Source organism: Sphingomonas adhaesiva, from assembly GCF_036946125.1.
GTDB classification, from domain to species: Bacteria; Pseudomonadota; Alphaproteobacteria; order Sphingomonadales; family Sphingomonadaceae; genus Sphingomonas; species Sphingomonas adhaesiva_A.
Window position 1 is genome coordinate 2,295,026 of the sequence record NZ_JAQIJT010000002.1, and the last position, 22,278, is coordinate 2,317,303.

A 22,278-nucleotide genomic window follows, 5' to 3' on the forward strand; every position below is an offset into this window, starting at 1 on the left:
CGCAAACGATTGCAAGATTTCTGTTGCAATCGTTTGCGAAGCGCGTATCCAGCGCCTCAGCAACGGGCAAGACGCCCGATCTTCCGGGAGAGGCGACATGAAGGCGATCCATATCCTGCTGGCGACGACGATGCTCGGCGCGCCGGTCCCCGCATTCGCGCAGGCTGCGACCACGACCGCGACGACCACCGACACCGCCGCGCCGCAGGAGGCGCCCGCCGACGACGGCGCCGGGTCGGAGGACATCGTCGTCACCGCCGTGGCGCAGGGCACCAACCGCCTCGACAGCTCGGTCACGGTCAGCTCGATCAACGCCGCCACGCTGGTCGAGCTGGCGCCGCGCACCTCGGGCGAGCTGCTGCGCAACCTGCCCGGCATCCGGGTCGAGGCGTCGGGCGGCGACGGCAACGCCAACATCTCGGTCCGCGGCCTGCCGGTCGCATCGGGCGGCTCCAAGTTCCTCCAGCTGCAGGAGGATGGCCTGCCGATCCTGGAGTTCGGCGACATCACCTTCGGCAACGCCGACATCTTCCTGCGCGCCGATTTCAACGTCCGCACCGTCGAGTCGGTGCGCGGCGGCTCGGCCTCGACCTTCGCGTCGAATTCGCCCGGCGGCGTCATCAACTTCATCAGCAAGACCGGCGAACAGGAAGGCGGCGCGTTCCAGGTGTCGGGCGGGCTCGACTATCGCGAGTTCCGCACCGACGTCGATTACGGCGGGCGGCTGTCGGACAGCGTCACCTATCACCTGGGCGGCTTCTACCGCGTCGGCGACGGGCAGCGCACGGTCGGCTATGACGCGGTGCGCGGCGGGCAGATCAAGGCCAACATCACCAAGTCGTTCGACAACGGCGGCTACGTCCGCCTGTACGGCAAGTATCTGGACGATCGCGCGATCGGCTATCTGCCCAATCCGGTGCGCGTCACCGGCAGCAACGGCGACCCGACGTACGAGAACCTGCCCGGCTTCTCGATCAACAACGACACGCTCCACGCCGGGGCGATCCGCAACGTGCTGACGCTGGACGGCAGCAACCAGCCGGTGCGCCGCTCGATCGCGGACGGCCAGCACCCCGTCGTCGCGGCGATCGGGCTGGAGACGAAGATCCCGGTCGCGGACGGCTGGAACATCGTCGAGCGGTTCCGCTACGCCGACATCTCCGGCGGCTTCACCTCGCCCTTCCCCGCCAGCGTGGGCGGCGCGCAGTCGGTGGCCGAGGCGCTGGGCGGCGCGGGGGCGCAGCTGTTCTACGCCTCCGGCCCGCAATCGGGGCAGCGGATCGCCAACCCGTCCGCGCTGGGCGGCAACGGCCTGCTCGCCAACGTCGTGCTGTTCGACGTCGACCTGAAGAGCCTGAACAACGTCACCAACGACATCCGCCTGAACGGGTCGGTGCCGATGGGCGACGGCACGCTGTCGATCACCGGCGGCTTCTATGCCTCGCGGCAGGACATCCAGAGCGACTGGCTGTGGACCTCGTTCGTGCAGACGGTGCAGGGCGGCGGCAATTCGCAGCTGGTCGACGTGCGCACCGCCGCGGGCGTGCCGGTGACGCAGAACGGCGTGCCGGGCTATTCGGCCAGCTTCTTCGGCAATTGCTGCCGTCGCAGCTACGACCTGAACTACACCACGATGGCACCGTTCGCGCAGCTGGGGCTGGAGCTGGGCGCGATCAACCTCGACGGGTCGCTGCGCTACGATTTCGGCCGCGCGCGCGGCAGCGTGGCGGGGTCGGACCTGGGCGCGGCGTTCGGCACCGGCATCGCGACCCGCGACATCGACGGCGACGGCGTCATCAGCGCGCCGGAGCGGCAGGTGGCGGTCATCCCGTCGCAGCGCTCGCCGCTGAACTACGATTACGACTATCTGTCCTATTCGGCGGGCATCAACTTCCGCCTGACCGACGCGACGGCGCTGTTCGCGCGCTATAGCCGCGGCGGGCGCGCCAATGCCGACCGCCTGACCTTCGGCCCGTCGATCAACCCCGCCACGGGCGCGCTGATCGATCAGGGCGCGGCGGTCGACTTCGTCCGCCAGCTGGAGGGCGGCGTGAAGTACCGGGCGGGCGGCGTGTCGCTCTATGCCACCGGCTTCTGGGCGCGCACCGAGGAGCAGAATTTCGAGGCGACGACGCAGCGCTTCTTCGACCGCAATTACGAGGCGAAGGGTGTCGAGCTGGAGGGTCGCGTCGCGCGCGGGCCGTTCAGCCTGTCGGCCGGCGGCACCTATACCGATGCGAAGATCAAGCGCGACGTGCTGAACCCCGCGGTCGTCGGCAACCGCCCGCGGCGCCAGGCGGAGTTCATCTACCAGGTGACGCCGCAGGTCGAGCTGGACCGGGTGAGCTTCGGCGCGAACATCCTGGGCACCACGTCCAGCTACGCGCAGGACAACAACCAGCTGAAGATGCCGGGCTATACCCAGGTCAACGGTTTCGTCTCGTTCCGACCGGCGGAGAACATCACCGTCACCGTCAACGGCAACAATTTGTTCGACGTGAAGGGCATCACCGAGGTGGAGGAGGGCGCGATCCCGACCGGCGGCATCGTGCGCGCGCGCTCGATCACCGGGCGCACGATCTCGGCCGCGCTGCGTGTCGGCTTCTGAGGCGGCGGTGTCGGACCGGATCGAGACCTTCCGCTGGACCCCCGCGCATGTCGCCGCGATCGGCGATGGTGCGGGGGGGGGCGCGGGAGCCGCAGCGCCGCTGATCGCCGCGGCGCCCGCGCCGGTGCTGCCGGGCATCGACATCTGGGATCACTGGCCGATCGTCGATCGCGCGGGGCGGACGGTCGCCTTCGCCGGCGGGCCGCTGGTGGTGGCGCTGACCGCGCCGGTGCTGCCCGACCCGGACGACCGCCACGCCATCGCACGGCTGCGGCTGATGCAGGCGGGGGCGGACGGGTGGCGCGACTTCGGGTATCTGCTGCCCGACACGCTGAACCCCGGCAGCCGCGAATGGGCGGGCAATACCATCCTGGAGGAGGACGGGCGGACGTTGTCCTTCTACTACACCTCCGCCGGGGTGCGCGGCGAGGCGAGGCCCAGCTTCGTGCAGCGGCTGCTGCTGACGCGCGGCACCCTGTCGTTCGCGGGCGGCGCGGCGCACGCCAGCGACTGGAGCGCTCCGGAGGAGATCGTCGTCCCCGACGACGTCCTCTACCAGCGCGACATGGAGGGCGGCGGCGCGGTCGGCGCGATCAAGGCGTTTCGCGACCCCTTCCCCATCGTCGATCCGGTGACGGGGGTCGAGCATGTGCTGTTCACCGCCTCGCGTGCGGGCTCCGCCAGCGCGTGGAACGGCGTGATCGGCATCGCCCGGCGCGACGCGGCGGGCTGGACGCTGCTGCCCCCGCTGGTCGATGCCGACGGGGTCAACAACGAGCTGGAGCGACCGCATGTCGTGCGCCACGACGGGCGCCTCTACCTCTTCTGGTCGACGCAGGCGAAAGTGTTCGCCGATGGCGGCCCGCGCGGGCCGACCGGGCTGTACGGCGTGGTCGCGGAGGAGCTTTATGGGCCGTGGCGACCACTCAACGGCACCGGGCTGGTGCTCGCCAACCCGGCGGAGGCACCGTTCCAGGCGTATAGCTGGCTGGTGCTCGACGACCTGAGCGTCTGGAGCTTCGCCGATCTGGTCGGTGTGGCGACGCCGCCGGACGACGTCGCCGCGACGCGCGCCGCCTTCGCGGGAACGCCCGCGCCGGTCGTGCGGCTGACGCTCGACGGCGATCGGACGGCGGTGGTGGGTTAGACCTGGTGGAACAGAGGTTCGCTTCTTTACCGTCACCCCGGGCTTGACCCGGGGTCCCGCTTCATTCGCACGATCGCCGAAGAAAAGCGGGATCCCGGGTCAAGCCCGGGATGACGGTCTCCATGAGCCGAACTTCGGATTCAGTGGTGGACAAGGTCCAAGTCTAGACGACGCCCCCTGCCCGAACCGTCATCCCCGCGCAGACGAGGCCTCAGGCCGCGTAGCTGGGTCGCGCCGTCATGCGCGCGTGCCATGCCGCCACCGCCTTCTCCTCCTTGATCGGCTGCATCCCGATCAGCTCGGCGAAGTCGACGATCGTCACCGCGGCGATATCGACGACGGTCAGCGTCTCGCCGGTCAGCCACGTGCGCCCGTCCGCCACCTCGCCCTCCAGCCACGCCATCGCACGGTCCAGCGCCGCCAGGTTGGAGCGGCCGAAGTCGCGATGCTGCTCGATCAGCGCGGCGGTCGCGGGATGGGCGTGGCGCCAGTACATCTTCACCGGCTCGCCGATCTGGATCTCGAAGCGGCGGATCCACATGTCGACCTGCGCCATTTCCAGCGGCGTGCGCCCGAACATCGGCGGCTCCGGGTGGATGCCGTCGAGATAGCGACAGATCGCGATCGTCTCCGAGAGGGTGGTGCCGTCGTCCAGCTCCAGCACGGGCACCTGACCCAGCGAATTGCGCACGACATGCTCGGGCGCCTTGTGATCGCGCTGGCGCAGGTCGAGCATCACCTCGTCCAGCGCGATGCCCTTCTCGGCGGCGAACATGCGCACGCGGCGCGGGTTGGGCGCGGGCATGGGGGCGGAGTAGAGTTTCATGACGGGCGGCTCCTAGAAACGAAAGTCGAGCGTGGCGCCGACGGTGCGGACCGAATCCGGGCTGAGATATTGCAGATAGCCGCCGGGGTTGAGCGTGGTGGTCGGGCTGGGGTTCTTCTGCGCGGCCCAGAACTGGTCGAGCAGGTTGATCGCGAACAGCCCGACGCGCCAGCTGTTGTCGTCCGGGCCGATGCCGACGTTCGCGCCCAGCAGGCCGAACGCCTTCTGGATCGTCCCCGGATCGCCGTTGGCGGAATAGTTCACGTCCGACTGGCCGCTGAAATTGACCTGTGCGGAGGCGCGCCAGCCGTCGCCGACGCGCTTCTGATAATCGGCGACCAGATTGTAGCTGAAGCGCGGCGCGGCAGCGAGGCGCAGCCCGGCGGCGTTGAAGAAGCCGTCGACCGAGGCCGGGTTGGACGGCGGCGCGACGCAGGGGCCGCCCTGCGCCACCTTGGGCTGGCCGAAATAGCATTGCACGCCCGCGAAGTTGCCGTACTTCGCATCGACATAGGCGCCGCCGCCGCTCAGCGTCAGCTCGGGCGTGGGGCGCGCGACCACGCTGAATTCGACGCCCTTGCTGTCGAGCGAGCCGGCGTTGGTGATGCGGTTGGCGTAGCTGGCGCTCGACAGATCGGCGACCTGCGCCTGGAAATCGCGCACGTCGGTCTTGAAGAGCGTGGCGTTGAGCGTCAGCCGCCGGTCGAGCAGCGAGGCGCGCACGCCGATCTCGTAGTTGGTCGGGATCTCGGGTGCTACGCTCTGGTCCTGCGACGCGTCGGACACGGTCAGCCCGCTGAACCCCGGCCCCTTGTACCCGCGCGAGACGGTCGCATAGAGCATGATGTCGGGCACGACCGTATATTGCGCGCCCAGCCGGAACGAGAAGTTGGTGTTCGCAATCGACTGGCGCAGCGACAGCGTGACGCCGCCGGGGATCGGCACCGCGCCGGGAATGGTGCCGCGGCTGTAGTTCAGGTCGAGCGAGTCGTGCGTCAGCCGCCCGCCCAGGATCAGGTTCAGCTGCGGCGAGAGATGCACGTTGGCCTGCGCATAGCCCGCGGTGCTGCGCGAATGGACGCGGTTGGTCAGATTGCCGTCGAAGATCGTGCCCGCGGGCCGGGTGGGCACGACGCGGATGACGTTGCCGTTGGACGCGGGCACGATCCATTCCAGCCGCCCGCGCTGGTCGATGTATCCGGTCGCCCGCTGGTCGAAGAAGAACAGCCCCGCGACATAATCGACCACGCCGCCGGTGGGCGAGGTCAGCCGCAGTTCCTGGCTCAGCTGGCGCAGCGCGTTGGTGCCGCCGTTGCGGTCGACATAGTTCACGGTCGTGTTGTCGCCGTCGTAGAAGCCCTCGCGGTAGGACTGGCGATAGGCGCCGAGCGAGGTCAGCGAATAGTCGCCGATCTCGAAATTGGCCTCGATCGAGGCGCCGCCGCGGTGCGAATAGCCGAACGACGGCCCGCCGATCGCGACCAGCCGGTTCCGGTCGCTGGCGACGATGCCATATTGCGCCAGCGTCACCGCGGGGGCGTAGCCGGGCGCGTTCTTGGCCCAGACCATCGAGCAGCAGAATCGCCCGACCTCCGAATAATCGCCCGAGAAGAACAGGCTGGCGGTATCGCTGGGGCGCCACATCGCCTTCAGTGCGCCGCCGTAGTTGAGCTGTCCGTCGACCTTGCGCGGCTGGAACGGGCTGACGTTGGTCACCACGCCGTCACGCTCCTTCGCGAAGCCGACGACGCGGATCGCGAGATCGTCGGTCACGGGCAGGTTGGCGATCAGGTTGACGACATGGTGGCCGTTGCTGCCGAATTCGGTGCGGCCGATCAGTTCGGTCACGCCGATCTTCGGACGGACGGTGGTGAAGGAGACGAGGCCCGCGGACGCATTCTTGCCGAACAGCATCCCCTGCGGCCCGCGCAGGATCTCCACCCGCTCGATATCGACCAGCGTCGAGATGGTCGAGGGATCGCCCAGCACGACGCCGTCGACGACCGTGGAGATGCTCTGCTCGATCCCGGCGGAAAAGCTGCTGGTGCCGATGCCGCGGATCAGGAAGCCGGAATTCCCCGCGCTGGTGCTCTGCTTGTAGCGGATGCTGGGATCGATCAGCGTCAGCTGCTGCGGACTGGTGATGTTCAGCCGCTGGAGCGCGTCGCCGCGCACCGCGGTCACCGCGATCGGCACGCGCTGGACATTCTCGGCACGGCGCTGGGCGGTGACGACGATCTCGTCGTCGTTGCTGGTGGCGACGGCCGCCACGCCGTCCTGCGCGCCGCCGGAGGCCTGGGCGCGGTCCTCGGGTCCGACGCCGGTTGCGGACGGTGCCCCCTGCGCCATCGCTGCCGTGGACAGCGCCATCGCGCCGATACCGGCGAGCAGCCGCGCCGTGCCGAATGTCTGCATGTGATCCTCCCCACGCCTCTTATTGGTGCGTTGGTCACTGGATAGATTCTAACTGGAAGTCGCGTCAATGCCGAAAAGCGTTGGTCGCGTAGGGCGGCGTGGTATGACGACCGGGTGACGACGGCCCCGCCCCCCTCGCCCGAAGCCGACGACCCCGCCCGCGTGCTGTCGCGGCAGGCGGTGTACGACCTGGTCTGGTCGCAGCCGATGTCGAGCGCGGCGGCGGAGCTGGGGCTGACCGGCAATGGCCTGGCGAAGGTGTGCGACCGGCTGCTGATCCCCTATCCCACGCGCGGCTATTGGGCGAAGGTCTATGCCGGACGCGACGAGCCGCAGACGCCGCTGCCCCCCGCGCCGCCCGGCACCGCGACCGAGGTGTCCTTCGCTCCGGCGCGCGCGCGCTCGCGGCGGCCGCGCCACCGCCTGTCGCGCAGCGAGCGCGAGGAGCAGATTCTGAGCGTGGCGGAGCGGATCATGCGCGCCGAGGGCGTCCACGCGATGACGCTGAAGCGGGTCGCGCGCGACGTCGGGATCAGCGAGGCGCAGGTCTATAACTATTACCGCTGCGGCGCGGAGGTGATGGTCGCGATCGCGCGCACCGAACTGACCGAGATGAACAAGGCGCGGCTCGCCGCCAGCCGCCACTGCACCGACCCGCGGCTGCGCTACACGCTGACATCGATCGCGTATCTGCGTCAGGTCGCGAAGCGCGGCGACCTGCTGCCACAATTGCTCGCGGTGCCCGAGGTGCGGCTGGCGCTGCGCGACGAGCATGAGGAGCGCCGCCACGCCAACCGCACGACGCTGGGCGAGGTGTTCGACACGACCTATGGCGTGCCGCCGCCGGTCAGCACGCTGGTGGCGGCGATGCTGACCGCGATGTCGCTGCGCGGCGGGCGGTTGCTGGCGCGGGGGAAGATCGACCTCGACACCGCGGAGCGGCTGGTGGTGCCGCTGATCGGCGCGGGCAACGATTACATGATCGGGCGCCACGGCGGGCGCGCGGCGTCAGAGCAGGTCGGCGCCTAGCATCGCCTCCTCGTCGCGCGCCCCCGCCAGCGCCGCCAGCCCCGCCGCGACCGCATCGCCGCACAGCGCCCGCGCCAGCGCGCGATTGGCCTCGCCGCGGAACACCTTGCGACCCGCCTCCTCGGGATAGGTCATCAGCAGATGGAGCACGACGTTCGCCTCGCGCGGGGACAGGCGCAGCGTGTCGGCGACGCGCCGCGTGAGGCGCCGCAGCCGCAGCGCGGCGCGCACCGCGACGGCGCGGTCCTCCCCCTGCGCCACCACCGGATCGGTCAGCAGCAGATGGAGCAGCGGGCCGCGAGTCGCCACCACGTCGAAATAGCGCGTGGCGACCGCGCGCGCCGCGTCGCCCGCGTCGTCCAGGTCCATCGCCGCCGCCAGCGCGGGCCAGTCGATCGCCTCCCACTCATCCGCCAGCAGCGCGAGGGCGAGCGCGGCCTGGGTCGGGAAATGATGATAGACCAGCGCCTTGCTGACCCCGGCGGCCCTGGCCAGCCGGTCGAACGGCAGCGGCAGCCCGCCCTGTTCCAGCACCAGCGCGGCGGCGTGGACGAGCAGATCGGCCTGCCGCTGGTCGCGGGTGGCGCGCGTCGCTCGCGCGCCGCACCCCGCCCCGGCCCCCTCGCTCATCCTGTCCATCGCGACCGGGCATAGCCGAGCGGGCGGGCGGCGGGAACGGTCATCCCGGTACGGCGACCGACTCCCGCCGCAGCCGGTCGACCAGCGCGACATACGGGCGATAGGCGATCAGCAGGGAGGTCAGCGACAGCAGCATCATCGTCACGCTGACGATCAGGATCGAATAATGGATGCTGGCGGGGTCGCGAAACACGCGATCGGTCAGCAGCGCGATCGAGGTCGGCCCCAGTCCCAGCCCGAGCAGGTTGATGACCAGCAGCGAGATGGAGATGGCGGTGCCGCGCATCTGGTTGGGCACCATCTGTTGCAGGATCGCGGGGCTGAGCCCGTTGAGGAAGGTGGGCAGGAACACCGTGGCCGCCAGCGGCCAGATCGCCGCGCGCCCGTCCGGCAGCAGGGTATAGGCGATGATGAAGGGGATCGTCAGCAGCTTCACCGCGATCGCCGCGCGCAGCCGCCCCGCCGCCCCGCGCCGCCGCGTCATCACATCGCCCAGCCAGCCGCCGCACAGCACCCCCGCAGTGCCGAAGGTGAGCAGCAGCAGGCCGTAGGTGTGGCCGATCTCCACCGCGCTCCACCCATGGCGACGGATGAACAGCGACGGCACCCAGGCGGCGACGCCATAGCCGGCCACCGCGGAGAAGCCCATGAACAGGTTGATCCCCCAGAAGGCGCGCGCGTTGGTCCGCAGGAACGCGACGACCTCCGCCAGCGGCACGGCGGCGACGGCGGTGGTCCCGTCCGCGCCGCCGTCCGCGCCGGTCGCGTGGCGAAGCGCGCCCTTGCGCGCCGGCTCGCGCAGCGACAGCGCCAGCGCCGCGACCGCAATCCCGGGCAGGCCGATCAGCAGGAACACCGTCTGCCACGGCCGCACCTCCCCCACCAGCGGCAGCAGCAGCGGGCCGGAGCGCAGCGCGCCCTGGATGATGGTCGCGCCGATCACCAGCGCCAGCCCGCCGCCGATGAAGATGCCGATGCTGTACACCGCGAGCGGCAGGCCGACCTTGTGCGGCGGGAAATGGTCCCCGATCAGCGAGTTGGCCGCGGGCGTCAGCACCGCCTCGCCCGCGCCCACCCCCATGCGCAGCAGCAGCAGCGCGGGGAAGGTGCGCACCAGCCCGCACGCGGCGGTCGCGAGGCTCCAGAACGCCACGCCCGCCGCGACCAGCGCGGTGCGGCGGCGCGTATCGACCAGCCGCCCGAGCGGCAGCCCGACCAGCACGTTGCACAGGGCGAAGGCCATTCCCTGCAACAGGCTGATCTGCGTGTCGCTGAGCGACAGGTCGCGCTTCATCGGCTCGACCAGCAGGCTCAGGATCTGGCGATCGAGGAAGGAGAAGACATAGGCGACCGTCAGCACCGCGACGACGTACCAGCCATAGGCCGGCCGGGGGTAGGCGTCCGCCGCACCCATCGCGGGCCCACCCACCGGCACCCCCGCGGCCCGCGCCGATCGGATCACCGACTCCGGTGCCGGCATCGCTTCCACCTGTTCCATCGCCGCGGTCCTCCCCTGCCCCCAAGAGACACGTTATTGGTGCGATGTGCAATAGCATGAGCGCTGCGGCGGGGATTCTGCGGGACCTTGCGAACGTCTTCCGCCGTGCTCCTGCGCAGGCAGGAGCCCGGCCAATACGCGGCACCTTTTCAGCCGCTTGGCGAAGGCCCTGCAACCGGCGGGGCGCACCCCGGCATTTTTTCCGAGCGACGCCACCTATTGAGCGCGGGCTCGTTCGGACTCCCGATCCCTGTCCACTGATCCAAGGAAAACCCATGAGCAACGACGGCACGCACATCGGCCATGGCGGCGAGACGCATCAGCAGGCCGGGGGCGACGCCGCGGTGCTGACGACGAACCACGGCGTTCCCGTCAGCGACAACCAGAACAGCCTGAAATCCGGCGCGCGCGGGCCGACGTTGCTCGAGGATTTCGTGCTGCGCGAAAAGATCTTCCACTTCGACCACGAGCGCATTCCGGAGCGGATCGTCCATGCGCGCGGTTCCGGCGCGCACGGCGTGTTCGAGGCGACCGCGGACATCAGCGACCTGAGCAAGGCGGCGGTCTTCACCAAGGGCGAGAAGACCGAGGTGTTCGTCCGCTTCTCCACGGTCGCGGGCGGGGCCGGATCGGTCGACACCCCGCGCGACGTGCGCGGCTTCGCGGTCAAATTCTACACGCGCGAGGGCAATTGGGACCTCGTCGGCAACAACATCCCGGTCTTCTTCATCCAGGATGCGATCAAATTCCCCGACCTGGTCCACTCGGTGAAGATGGAGGCGGACCGCGCCTATCCGCAGGCGGGCAGCGCGCACGACACCTTCTGGGACTGGGCCAGCCTGATGCCCGAGGCGACGCACATGCTGATGTGGGCGATGTCCGACCGCACCCTGCCGCGCAGCTTCCGCACGATGGAGGGGTTCGGCGTCCACACGTTCAAGCTGGTCAATGCCGAGGGCAAGGCGCAGTTCGTCAAGTTCCACTGGAAGCCGAAGCTGGGGCTGCAATCGACCATCTGGGACGAGGCGCTGAAGCTGCAGGCGGCCGACAACGACTATCAGCGCCGCGATCTGTGGGAGGCGATCGACAGCGGCGCCTTCCCCGAGTGGGAGCTGGGGATCCAGGTGTTCGACCAGGCCTTCGCCGAGGCGCAGCCCTATGACGTGCTGGACGCGACGAAGCTGATCCCGGAGGAGGACGTCCCCGTCCGCATCATCGGCACGCTGACGCTGAACCGCAACCCGGACAATTTCTTCGCCGAGACCGAGCAGGTCGCGTTCCTGCCGACCAATATCGTGCCGGGGATCGACTTCTCCAACGACCCGCTGCTGCAGGGGCGGCTGTTCAGCTATCTCGACACGCAGAACTCGCGGCTGGGGACGACCAACTTCCACCAGATCCCGATCAACGCGCCGCGCTGTCCGTTCGGCAATTTCCAGCGCGACGGGAAGATGCAGACGCACGTCCCCAAGGGCCGCGCCAATTACGAGCCGAACAGCCTGGCCGCGCACGGCGAGGACGGCGGTCCGCGCGAAAGCCGGGAGCGCGGCTTCGCGACGGTGAATGCCGCCACCGGCGCAGACGAACAGGGCGACAAATTGCGCATCCGCGCCGAGCTGTTCGCGGATCACTACAGCCAGGCGCGGCTGTTCTACCGCTCGCAGACGCAGAGCGAGCAGGCGCATATCGCGTCGTCGTTCGTGTTCGAACTGTCGAAGGTGGGCGTGCTGGATCAGGTGCCGCCGCGGATGGTCGCCAACCTGCGCAACGTCGACGAGGATCTGGCGCGCCGCGTCGCGGAGGGGCTGGGCATCGACCTGCCCGAAAAGGCGAAGGCCGCGCGCGAGCCGGTCGACATGGCGCCGTCCGACGCGCTGTCGATCCACAAGAACATGAAGGACACGCTGGAGGGACGCGCCGTCGGCATCCTCTTTGCGGACGGCAGCGATGCCGCGACGCTTGATACGCTGATCGCGGCGGTCGACGGCGCGGGGGGCAAGCCGGTGCTGGTGTCGCCCAGGGTCGGCGGCGCGACGCTGTCCGACGGCAGCAGGCGCAAGGCGGACGGACAGCTGGCCGGCACCCCGTCGCAGCTGTTCGACGCGGTCGCGGTCGTGCTGTCGCAGGAGGGTTGCACCGCGCTGCTGAAGGAGGGCGCGGCGGTGCAGTTCGTGATGGATGCGTTCGGCCATCTGAAGGCGATCGGCGCGAGCGACGCCGCGCGACCGCTGCTGGACAAGGCGGGCGTCGAGCCGGATGCGGGCGTCACCGCGGCGGACGCATCGTTCGTGGCAGCGGCGGCGAAGCGCTTCTACGACCGCGAGCCGAAGGTGCGGACGCTGGTGTGAACCCGCCGCTGGAGACCATCCTGCGCGATATCGCGGCGGAGATCACCGCCGATGCCGCCGCGATCGAACGCGCCGCCGATGCGAAGGAGGAAGGGCTGGCGCCCGGCCCCTTCGGCATCGCGGTCACGCTGCGGGATGGCGGGACGATACAGGCGGGGGCGGCGGACACGCCGTTCCCGCTGCAAAGCATCGCCAAGGTCTTCACGCTGCAACTGGCGCTGTCCACGATCGGCGACCGGCTGTTCGAGCGCGTCGGGCGCGAACCGTCGGGCGATCCGTTCGACTCGATCGTCGATCTGGAGCGGACCGACGGCGTGCCCCGCAACCCCTTCGTCAATGCCGGCGCGCTGGTGACGGTGGATGCGCTGCTCGACGCGCGCGGTGCGGACGACACGCCGCTGGCGCTGGTGAAGCGCGCGACCGGCGACGCGTCCGTGGCGCTGGATGACGAGGTGCTGGCGAGCGAACAGGAAGCGGGCGACCTCAACCGTGCGATGCTTAGCTTCATGCGCCATCACGGCAATCTGCGCTGCCCGCCGGACGACGTGATGCGCGCCTATGTCGAGCAATGCGCGATGTTGCTCAGCGCGGCGGGCCTGTCGCGTGCCGGGCTGTTCCTGTCGCACACCCGGCTGACCGACGACGAGGACGATTGCCGGCGCGCGCGGCTACAGCGGCGGATGCTCGCGCTGATGATGACGTGCGGGCATTACGACGGCTCGGGCGACTTCGCGCTGCGCGTCGGGCTGCCGGCGAAGAGCGGCGTGGGCGGCGGGATCCTGGCGATCATGCCCGATGTCGCGTCGATCGCGGTCTGGTCGCGCAACCTGGACCAGCACGGCAATTCGATCCTGGGCGTGCGCGCGCTGGAAATGCTGGCGCATCGCACCGGCTGGTCGGTGTTCGGGCCGCCCGCCGCCGGCTGAACGGCGGGGGGGATGGCGTGTCAGGAGGCGATCGGCGGTGCGGTCAGCGCATGGACGCGCAGCCGCGGGAACACCTCCTCCATCGGCTTCACGTCGGGCAGGACATAGACATAGCCGCCCTTCTTGCGGAACTTCGGGCCGAGCGTTTTTGCGTAGAAGGCGCGCGGCACGTTGATGCAGCCGAAGGTGATGCGGTGCTGCGCCGGATCGGGCGACGCCATCCGCGCGGCGCGCCGCTCGCCCCTGGCCGCGTCGGCCGGGATCGCGTGGATCGCGACGCTGTTGGCGTAATCGACCCACAACACGCTGGTGCGCCCCGCGGCATAGCCGAACTTCGCCAGATAGCGACCCGCAGGCGTCGTCTTCTCCGCCGGGCCGATCTCCTCCAGCTTCTTCGCCCCGACACCCGGGGAGGCATCGTCGCCGAGCGCGATGCCGATCAGGACGGGCACCTGCGCCAGCGGCATGCCGCGCGCGTCGAAGAGCGTGAGCGAGGCGGCCTTCTTGTCGATGACGGCGAAGGGCAGCTTGCGATTGTCGCCCGAGGTCGCGACCCAATCGGCGACGAAACGCGTATCGGCGGAGGGGAAGATCGGGGGCCTCGCGACCGACGTCGCGGCGGCGGCGGGGCGCGGCGGCGTGCGTTTCTTCGGCGCGGCATCGGCACCGGCGCCCATCAGCGCCAGCCCGGCCAGCAGCGGGATCATCGTCTTCATCGCGTCTCCAGCAGCGACGGCGGCGGCCCCGCCATGGGAGCCGCCGCCACGATCGCCTGTCTCGGGCGTGGGATCAGTGGCGCGGGCGCTTGCCGCGACGCTCCTGTTCCTGAAGCCGCTGCTCGACGCCGTCGACGCGGCCGTTCAGCTGATCGAGGCGCTGGCCGTGCTGCTGCACCTGACCGGACGCAGCCTGTGCCTCCGCCAGTGCCTGCTTGGCCGTCCCGTCGGTGGCCTGCAGCTGCGTCTCCAGCGCACCGACGCGGGCGCTGACCGGCGCAACCTGCTCGCGCACGTAGGACTTCGTGGCGCAGCCGGCGAGGCCGGGGGCGACCAGCAGCGCGAGGACCGCAGGGGACAGCTTCGTCAGGATGGGGGGCATCGCAATCTTCCAACAGTTGATGGTCGCGGGAGGGAGCCAGCGTGACGTCATGGCGGCAAGAGACGCGGCGACGATGCGAGACGACGACGCGACAGATGGAGCCGATCGTCGTCGGGCGCGACTTCGATCGAGCGGGAAATACCCGTTTTTTCTTGCCGGATGAACGCACTATGAACTTGGACGAGGGGTCGTTACTTCCTCGATTCGGCTTTGCCGGCGAACGGATCGAGCGGGATGCCGCCCGCCGCGCGGCCCGGTCTGGAAACCGCGGGCGGCGCCGCCCGGCGACGCTCGACGCAGGTCCGCAGCGCCGCGATCGCGGTGCCGCTGCCGGCGAGCGACAGCTCCTCCACCCGCACGGTGCCGCGGCGCACGTGCAGGAATGCCGAGGTCGCCAGATTGCGCGGGAAGGTCGTGCCGAAGGTGGTGACGAAACCGCGCCGCCCCTCCGCCACGATCCCGATCGCATCGTGCCGCGGAAAGGCGGCATTCGACAGGCGGAAGTCGAGCTTCATCCGCTCGCGCGCGCGGATCGACCAATTGGCGTTCAGCAGCGTCAGCCGGTTGCTGCCGTCGGTATCCAGCCCGAATTGCAGCACCGTCTCGCGCGGGGGCGGGAAGGCGCGGGTGACGAAGCACCCCTTGCCATCGCTGCTGGGCGACAGCGTCCAGCCGCCGCCCACGTCCCGCACCGGGTCCTGCGCGGTCGCGGTGGCGGCCGCCGTCAGGGCGGCGGCGACCACGAGGGTGCGGCTCCACATCGTCATCATCGTCCTGTCCCGTTCAGGCTGCATCGCTCGCGACGAAACCCGGCCAGCCGCTCATGTATCCGATGAACGCGGCGCCCAGCCCCTCGTCCGCCAGATGCCGCGCGGTCACCGGCAGCGCGGGCGAGGTGAAGTCCGGATCGGCGCGGACGCGCGCGGGAAAGTCGTGGCGCAGGATCGCCGCGCGCCCGATCACCGCGAAGTCGCACCCCGCCGCGATCACCGCGCGCGCGTCCGCCCCGCTCATGATCTTGCCCGCCGCGCCCAGCCTGACGCCGCCGCGCGGCAGGTCGGTGAAATAATCGAGCAGCGGGCGCCCCTGATGCTCCGACTCCACCGGCTCCTTCGCCACGTCCCACAGCGACATGTCGAGATAGTCGATCGCGCCCGCGCGCAGGAACGCCGCGGCGACCTCGCGAATCTCCATCAGCTTCAGCCCGAACCGCTCGGGCGACAGCCGCAATCCGATCTGGAAATCGTGGCGGCACGCGGCGCGGATACCGTCGACGATCTCGACGATCAGCCGCGCGCGATTCTCCAGCGTGCCGCCGTAGCGATCGGTGCGCCGGTTGATGTCGGCGGAGAGGAACTGCGCCAGGATATAGCCGTGCGCGCCGTGTACCTCGACCCCGTCGAACCCGGCCGCCTCCGCCCGCCGCGCCGCCGCGATGAAGTCGTCGCGCAGCCGCTCGACCTCCGTCAGCGACAAGCCGCGCGCGCCGGTGTCGGGGTCGTCGGAGGGGCAGACCGGGGTGCCGACCAGCTCCGCGGGCGAGCGGTTGCCGGCATGGTGCAGCTGCACCGACGATACCGATCCCTCCGCCCGGATCGCCGCCGCCAGCCGCGTCAGCCCCGGCGCTTGCGCATCGTCGAAGATGCCGAGCTGCCCGGGAAACCCCTGCCCGCCCGGCTGGACGTGCGCCGCCGCCGTCATGGTCAGCCCGAAGCCGCCCGCGGCGCGCTTCGTCAGCCAGCGCTGCTCGTCGTCGGACAGGCGGCCATCGGCATGGCTCTGCTGATTGGTCAGCGGGGCGAGCATGAAGCGGTTGCGCCACGCCGGCCCGCGCGCCAGCGACAGGGGTTCGAACAGGTCGCTCATCTCAACGTCTCCCGCCGCCGCGCCCGCCGGGGGCGCGGCATGTCGCCGCGTCTCAGGAATAGACCTGCTCCTCCCACCACGGCACGAAATCGGGCATGTGGCTGCTGACGCGGTCCGGATACACCGGGGTACGCTTCTCCAGGAACGAGGTCACGCCCTCCTTCGCATCGCCCGAGCGGCCGCGCGACAGGATGGCGCGGCTGTCCACCTTGTGCGCGTCCATCGGATGCGCATAGCCCAGCCCCCGCCACAGCATCTGACGCGTCAGCGCGACCGAGACGGGCGCGGTATTGTCCGCGATCTCGCGCGCGATCGCATGCGCACGCGCCAGCAGCCGGTCGCCGGGCACCACCTCCTTGACCAGCCCGCCCGCCTGCGCCTCGGCGGCGTCGAACACGCGCCCCGAATAGCACCATTCCAGCGCCTGGCTGATGCCGACGACGCGCGGCAGGAAGTAGCTCGACGCCGCCTCCGGCACGATCCCGCGGCGCGCGAAGACGAACCCCATGCGCGCGCTGTCGCCGGCGAGGCGGATGTCCATCGGCAGCGTCATGGTGGAACCGACGCCCACCGCAGGACCGTTGATCGCGGCGATCACGGGCTTGAGGCATTCGAAGATGCGCAGCGTCAGCCGGCCGCCGCCATCGCGCGCCTCCTCCATCTCATAGCTCAGCGTCTTCGTGCCGCCGCCCTTCTCGGGCCGGTCGGTGCGGTTGTCGTAGTCGAAGGTCTTGGCCCCCGCCGACAGGTCCGCCCCGGCGCAGAAGGCGCGCCCCGCGCCGGTGACGATCACGCAGCGCACGTCGTCGTCGGCATCGACCGCGTCGAACGCGGCGATCATCTCGTGCATCATCGTGCCGGTGAAGGCGTTCAGCTTCTCCGGGCGGTTCAGCGTGATCGTGGCGACGCCGTCCGCCACCTCGTAGATGATCTGCTCATAGGCCACCGCATCTCTCCTCGCTCTGTTCGTTGCCGGCATAACAGAACTTATGGAGCGTGAGGTCAATGGCTTGTATGTCGGTCGACCCGAACGTGATCGACACCGCTGCGGACGTCAGCGTTCGTTCGACAGTCTCGGCGTTCCCCGGCGAAGGCCGGGGCCCAGTTGGCATGGCTGCGCGGTTTGTTGCCAACGTTCCCCATCTGGACCCCGGCCTTCGCCGGGGAACAAGGGACGTTCGAAGTTCTCTATGGAATCCGCGAGCCCCCTACCGGCCTCGCAGAAGAAGCGGGACCCCAGGGCCAAGCCCGGGGTGACGTGCGTCAGGCGCGCCCGCCGAACAGCTTGCCCAGCACCGCCTCCGCCGCCTTGCCGACGACGTCCGCCACCGCCTGCGGATCGGGCGCGCGCGTCGTGCCCTGCGCCGCGTCGGATCGATCCGCATCCTGCTCGCGTCCGCGCGCGATCGCGGCGGTCGCCGCCGCCGCGGCGATCGTCAGCGCGCCCGCAATCGCCTGCCGCCCCTGCGGCGAGGACGCCTGCTCGATCACCCGGTCGCCCGCCTTGCGAAGCTCCCTGGGCAGCTTCACCCCCAGCACTTCCTTCGGCAGCCTGCCCTTCTTCGCCTTCTTGCCCATGTCGTCCTCGCAGCGGTGTGGCAGGGATATAAGACACCGCAGGCGGAGTGCAACTCAGGGCTTCGGCGCGCCGCCGTCCGAAGCGAGATCGTCGCGTCGCAGCTTCTCCTGATAGCGGACATAGGCATTGTCGTCCTTCCAGCCTTGTCCCGGCATCAACCAGACGATCTGGCGTGTCAGCATCGCCGGTACCGGCTTCCCGGCCGCGTCACGCCCCGGAATGAAGCGGGCGCGACCGATCAGCGCCCTGCACACCGCGTCATCGAGATCGGGCGATCCGCTGGATATGGTGACGTGGCAATCCTCGACGCTACCGTCGACACCGACGGTCCACGCAATCGCAGTAGTGCCCATCTGTCCCTTCGCCATTGCGGCGACGGGATAATCCGTCCACCTGATCCAGCCGTGCGGATCGACGAAGCGCGGCGGGGTCACGACATTCGCGAGCCGAACCGGATCCTTTCCCCAAGAACCCAGCACGCTGGCACGACAAGCGTCCACGGCCTTCCACGCTTTCGCCAGTGCGGTCGTTTTCAGGCTCACTGCCGGACCCAGCGCGGGCGTGATGGTCAGCACCGTATCGGACGGCGCATCCCGGAACATCGTCGTCGTGACCTGAAACTGCTGGCGGCGCGTCGTACGATCGCCGTAGGAGAAGGCTTGGAACGGCGACTCCTGCGTCCCGCCACCCGCGAGGGCAAGCGTCGCCACACTGCGTTGCAGACCATCGTCGCGCGCATGTCGACTGACGATGAATTGCGCCTTGTCACCGATGGGCAGCACGCGCCATGCGACCGCGACCGTGTCGGCACCGCTTCCAAACGACCGCGCCAGCGTACAACCCTGGTCGCGGTAATCCACCAACCAGCTGCCCGCGGGCTCCAGTGCGGCCACCTGTGTGCTCGCCGCCAGCAGCACCCCCATCATCAACATCGCGTCGTCCCCCGCCCTGCGCGCCTTGCCCCGCGTCCCTACCCGCCCCACATCCCGGCGCACAAGCGCGCGCTGGACGCGGGCGAACAGATATGGAACATACCCCCGCATGGCTCTCACCACGATCTCGGTCCGCGGCGCGCGCGAGCATAACCTCAAGGACGTCAGCGTCGACATCCCGCGCGATACGCTGACCGTCATCACCGGCCTGTCGGGCTCGGGGAAGTCCAGCCTCGCCTTCGACACCATCTATGCCGAGGGGCAGCGCCGCTACGTCGAGTCGCTGTCGGCCTATGCGCGCCAGTTCCTGGAGCTGATGCAGAAGCCCGACGTCGACCATATCGAGGGGCTGAGCCCGGCGATCTCGATCGAGCAGAAGACAACCAGCCGCAACCCGCGCTCGACCGTGGCGACCGTCACCGAGATCTACGATTACATGCGCCTGCTGTGGGCGCGCGTCGGCGTACCCTATTCGCCCGCCACCGGGCTGCCGATCGCGGCGCAGCAGATCAGCCAGATGGTCGACCGCGTGATGGCGCTGCCCGAGGGCACGCGCCTCTACCTGCTCGCCCCCGTCGTGCGCGGGCGCAAGGGCGAGTATCGCAAGGAGATGGCGGAGTGGCAGAAGGCGGGCTTCACCCGCGTCCGCATCGACGGCCAGCTCCATGAGATCGACGAGGCGCCCGCGCTCGACAAGAAATACAAGCACGACATCGAGGTCGTGGTCGACCGCCTCGTCGTCGGCGGCGACATCGCGACGCGGCTGGCCGACAGCTTCGAGCAGGCGCTGAAGCTGGCCGATGGCCTGGCCTATGTCGACCCCGCCGATCCCGCCAGGGACGAATACGAACCGCGCACGCCCGAGAGCGTCGTGCTGGGCGACCATGCGCCGCCGGGGCGGATCGTCTTTTCCGAAAAGTTCGCCTGTCCGGTCAGCGGCTTCACGATCGCGGAGATCGAGCCGCGGCTGTTCTCGTTCAACGCGCCGCAGGGCGCCTGCCCGGCGTGCGACGGGCTGGGCGAGAAGATGATCTTCGACGAGGATCTGGTCGTCCCCAACCACGATCTGTCGATCAAGAAGGGCGCGGTGGTGCCCTGGGCGAAGAGCAACCCGCCCTCGCCCTATTACATGCAGGTGATGGCGAGCCTGGCGCGCGAGTTCGGCTTCTCGCTCGACACGGCCTGGGGCGAGCTGCCGGGCGAGGTGAAGCTGGTGATCCTGCACGGCACCGGGGGCAAGCCCGTCACCCTGACCTTCGTCGACGGCAAGAAGTCGTATGACGTGAAGAAGCCGTTCGAGGGCGTGATCGGCAACCTCAACCGCCGCCTGCTCCAGACCGAGAGCGCGTGGATGAAGGAGGAGCTGTCCAAGTATCAGTCCAGCCAGGCGTGCGAGGTCTGCCACGGCGCGCGCCTGAAACCCGAGGCGCTGGCGGTGAAGATCGCGGGCGAGGACATCAGCCACGCGACGCGGATGAGCGTGGTGGACGCGCTCGCCTTCTTCACCGCGCTGCCCGACCATCTCGGTGACCAGCAGCGCGCGATCGCGGAGCGCATCCTGAAGGAGATCGTCGAACGGCTGGGGTTCCTCAACAACGTCGGGCTCGACTACCTCAACCTCGACCGCACCAGCGGCACGCTGTCGGGGGGCGAGAGCCAGCGCATCCGCCTCGCCAGCCAGATCGGCAGCGGGCTGTCGGGGGTGCTCTACGTCCTCGACGAGCCGTCGATCGGCCTGCACCAGCGCGACAACGACATGCTGCTGGCGACGCTCCGGCGGCTGCGCGACCTGGGCAATACCGTCATCGTGGTGGAGCATGACGAGGATGCGATCCGCATGGCGGACTATGTCATCGACATGGGGCCGGGCGCAGGCGTCCACGGCGGCAAGGTGGTGGCGCAGGGCACCGTCAAGCAGCTATTGAAGAGCAAGACCTCGGTCACGGCCGATTACCTCAACGGTACGAGGCTGGTGCCGCTGCCCGCGAAGCGGCGCAAGGGGTCGGGCAAGAAGCTGACCGTCCACAATGCGACCGCCAACAACCTGACGGGCGTGACCGCGTCGATCCCGCTCGGCACCTTCACCTGCATCACGGGCGTGTCGGGGTCGGGCAAGTCGAGCTTCACGATCGACACGCTCTATGCCGCCGCCGCACGGCAGCTGAACGGTGCGCGCATCCTGGCGGGCAGGCACGACAGGATCAGCGGGCTCCAGCATCTCGACAAGGTGATCGACATCGACCAGTCGCCGATCGGGCGCACCCCGCGATCGAACCCGGCCACCTATACCGGCGCGTTCACGCAGATCCGCGACTGGTTCGCCGGGCTGCCGGAAAGCCAGGCGCGCGGGTACAAGCCGGGGCGGTTCAGCTTCAACGTGAAGGGCGGACGGTGCGAGGCGTGCCAGGGCGACGGCGTGCTGAAGATCGAGATGCACTTCCTGCCCGACGTCTACGTCACCTGCGACGTGTGCCACGGCGCGCGCTACAACCGCGAGACGCTGGAGGTGAAGTTCAAGGGCCATTCGATCGCCGATGTCCTCGACATGACGGTGGAGGATGCCGCCGCCTTCTTCGCCAACGTGCCGCCGATCCGCGACAAGATGGCGATGCTGGTCGAGGTGGGGCTGGGCTACGTCAAGGTCGGGCAGCAGGCGACGACGCTGTCGGGCGGCGAGGCGCAGCGCGTCAAGCTGGCCAAGGAACTGTCGCGGCGCGCGACGGGGAATACGCTCTATATCCTGGACGAGCCGACGACGGGGCTGCATTTCGAGGACGTGCGCAAGCTGCTGGAGGTGCTCCACGCGCTGGTCGAGCAGGGCAATACGGTGGTGGTGATCGAGCACAACCTGGACGTCATCAAGACCGCCGACTGGATCATCGACCTGGGCCCCGAGGGCGGCGTGAAGGGCGGCGAGATCGTCGCGGAGGGTACGCCGGAAACGGTCGCGGCGGCACCGCGGAGCTTCACCGGGCGCTATCTGGCGCCGCTGCTGGAGCGCGGCGCGAAGGGGAAGGCGGCGTAGCGCGCGGGGCGCGCGGGGCGCGCGGCGCGCGCGGGGCGAGGAGTAGATGTCTGGAGCGCCCCGTCACCCGAAGCGAATGCCAGCCATCTGCCCGGCTCCCGCATCTGTTCGCGGGCAAAGGCGGAACCCGTCCAAAAATGGGTGGGACCGCGCCGCATACACGCCGTGCTCCTGCGCAGGCAGGAGCCCGGAGTTACAGGTCCCATAAGGCGTTGTTCTGCTGGGCCCTGGGCTCCTGCGCAGGCAGGAGCATGGCGTGGGGTCGGTGCCGTTGCACCTGTTTTGCAAAGGTCCCGCGTTCGCCGGGAGCAGAAAGGACCCCTGCTCAGGGCAACGACGCCC

At 69.5% G+C, this 22,278-nt stretch carries 17 protein-coding genes; 6 read left to right on the plus strand and 11 right to left on the minus strand.

From position 1 onward, the window contains the following. The first annotated feature begins 97 nt into the window (after window positions 1-97). On the plus strand, window positions 98-2,608 hold the full coding sequence (locus PGN23_RS17090) for a TonB-dependent receptor (protein WP_335304270.1): 2,511 nt from the start codon (window positions 98-100) through the stop codon (window positions 2,606-2,608). Beyond that, window positions 2,595-3,755, plus strand: coding sequence for a glycoside hydrolase family 68 protein (locus PGN23_RS17095; RefSeq protein WP_335304271.1), 1,161 nt, complete (start codon window positions 2,595-2,597; stop codon window positions 3,753-3,755). The genes PGN23_RS17090 and PGN23_RS17095 overlap by 14 nt, the downstream gene beginning before the upstream one ends. Window positions 3,756-3,966: 211 nt before the next feature. Here the strand turns inward: PGN23_RS17095 and PGN23_RS17100 are convergent, their stop codons facing one another. After that, window positions 3,967-4,581, minus strand: coding sequence for a glutathione S-transferase family protein (locus PGN23_RS17100; RefSeq protein ID WP_335304272.1), 615 nt, complete (start codon window positions 4,579-4,581; stop codon window positions 3,967-3,969). A gap of 12 nt (window positions 4,582-4,593) precedes the next feature. Continuing rightward, a complete protein-coding gene (locus PGN23_RS17105; RefSeq protein WP_335304273.1) occupies window positions 4,594-6,996 on the minus strand; it encodes a TonB-dependent receptor in 2,403 nt (800 codons plus the stop codon). Between the two features lie 114 nt (window positions 6,997-7,110). On the opposite strand from PGN23_RS17105, the gene PGN23_RS17110 reads away from it, so the two are divergent. After that, window positions 7,111-8,025: a TetR/AcrR family transcriptional regulator gene (locus PGN23_RS17110; RefSeq protein ID WP_335304274.1), complete on the plus strand. Its 915-nt coding sequence runs from the start codon at window positions 7,111-7,113 to the stop codon at window positions 8,023-8,025. On the opposite strand, the gene PGN23_RS17115 is transcribed toward PGN23_RS17110, so the two are convergent. Together PGN23_RS17115 and PGN23_RS17120 are read right to left on the minus strand one after the other, a co-directional pair. Then, the gene (locus tag PGN23_RS17115) at window positions 8,005-8,655 is read right to left on the minus strand and encodes a TetR/AcrR family transcriptional regulator (RefSeq protein ID WP_335304275.1); all 651 of its coding nucleotides are present in this window, start codon (window positions 8,653-8,655) and stop codon (window positions 8,005-8,007) included. The two genes, PGN23_RS17110 and PGN23_RS17115, sit on opposite strands and share 21 nt — an antisense overlap. Window positions 8,656-8,704: 49 nt before the next feature. Beyond that, complete coding sequence (locus PGN23_RS17120; protein WP_335304276.1) at window positions 8,705-10,162, minus strand: spinster family MFS transporter; 1,458 nt, start codon at window positions 10,160-10,162, stop codon at window positions 8,705-8,707. Window positions 10,163-10,437: 275 nt separating this feature from the next. On the opposite strand from PGN23_RS17120, the gene PGN23_RS17125 reads away from it, so the two are divergent. Both PGN23_RS17125 and glsA read left to right on the plus strand, forming a co-directional pair. Continuing rightward, window positions 10,438-12,510 carry a catalase gene (locus tag PGN23_RS17125; protein WP_335304277.1) on the plus strand — a complete coding sequence of 691 codons (2,073 nt, stop codon included), beginning with the start codon at window positions 10,438-10,440 and terminating at the stop codon, window positions 12,508-12,510. After that, window positions 12,507-13,436: a glutaminase A gene (glsA, locus tag PGN23_RS17130; protein WP_335304278.1), complete on the plus strand. Its 930-nt coding sequence runs from the start codon at window positions 12,507-12,509 to the stop codon at window positions 13,434-13,436. Before PGN23_RS17125 ends, glsA begins: the two co-directional genes overlap by 4 nt. 20 nt (window positions 13,437-13,456) lie before the next feature. On the opposite strand, the gene PGN23_RS17135 is transcribed toward glsA, so the two are convergent. The 7 genes from PGN23_RS17135 to PGN23_RS17165 all read right to left on the minus strand — a co-directional run bounded on the left by PGN23_RS17135 (window position 13,457) and on the right by PGN23_RS17165 (window position 18,911). Continuing rightward, window positions 13,457-14,152 carry a hypothetical protein gene (locus PGN23_RS17135; protein WP_335304279.1) on the minus strand — a complete coding sequence of 232 codons (696 nt, stop codon included), beginning with the start codon at window positions 14,150-14,152 and terminating at the stop codon, window positions 13,457-13,459. A 73-nt stretch (window positions 14,153-14,225) separates the two neighbouring features. Continuing rightward, entirely contained in the window at window positions 14,226-14,534 is a 309-nt protein-coding gene (locus PGN23_RS17140; RefSeq protein ID WP_335304280.1) for a hypothetical protein, read from the minus strand. Between the two features lie 191 nt (window positions 14,535-14,725). After that, the gene (locus PGN23_RS17145) at window positions 14,726-15,304 is read right to left on the minus strand and encodes a hypothetical protein (RefSeq protein ID WP_335304281.1); all 579 of its coding nucleotides are present in this window, start codon (window positions 15,302-15,304) and stop codon (window positions 14,726-14,728) included. A gap of 13 nt (window positions 15,305-15,317) precedes the next feature. Continuing rightward, window positions 15,318-16,400 carry an NADH:flavin oxidoreductase gene (locus PGN23_RS17150; protein WP_335304282.1) on the minus strand — a complete coding sequence of 361 codons (1,083 nt, stop codon included), beginning with the start codon at window positions 16,398-16,400 and terminating at the stop codon, window positions 15,318-15,320. 52 nt (window positions 16,401-16,452) lie between these two features. Then, window positions 16,453-17,346, minus strand: coding sequence for a crotonase/enoyl-CoA hydratase family protein (locus PGN23_RS17155; protein WP_335304283.1), 894 nt, complete (start codon window positions 17,344-17,346; stop codon window positions 16,453-16,455). A gap of 317 nt (window positions 17,347-17,663) precedes the next feature. Beyond that, window positions 17,664-17,978: a hypothetical protein gene (locus PGN23_RS17160; protein WP_335304284.1), complete on the minus strand. Its 315-nt coding sequence runs from the start codon at window positions 17,976-17,978 to the stop codon at window positions 17,664-17,666. Between the two features lie 54 nt (window positions 17,979-18,032). Then, window positions 18,033-18,911, minus strand: a complete 879-nt coding sequence (locus tag PGN23_RS17165; protein WP_335304285.1) for an energy transducer TonB — start codon at window positions 18,909-18,911, stop codon at window positions 18,033-18,035. 109 nt (window positions 18,912-19,020) lie between these two features. Here PGN23_RS17165 and uvrA point away from each other — a divergent pair, with 109 nt between their 5' ends. Beyond that, window positions 19,021-21,936, plus strand: coding sequence for an excinuclease ABC subunit UvrA (gene uvrA / locus PGN23_RS17170; protein ID WP_335304286.1), 2,916 nt, complete (start codon window positions 19,021-19,023; stop codon window positions 21,934-21,936). Window positions 21,937-22,278 lie beyond the last annotated feature (342 nt).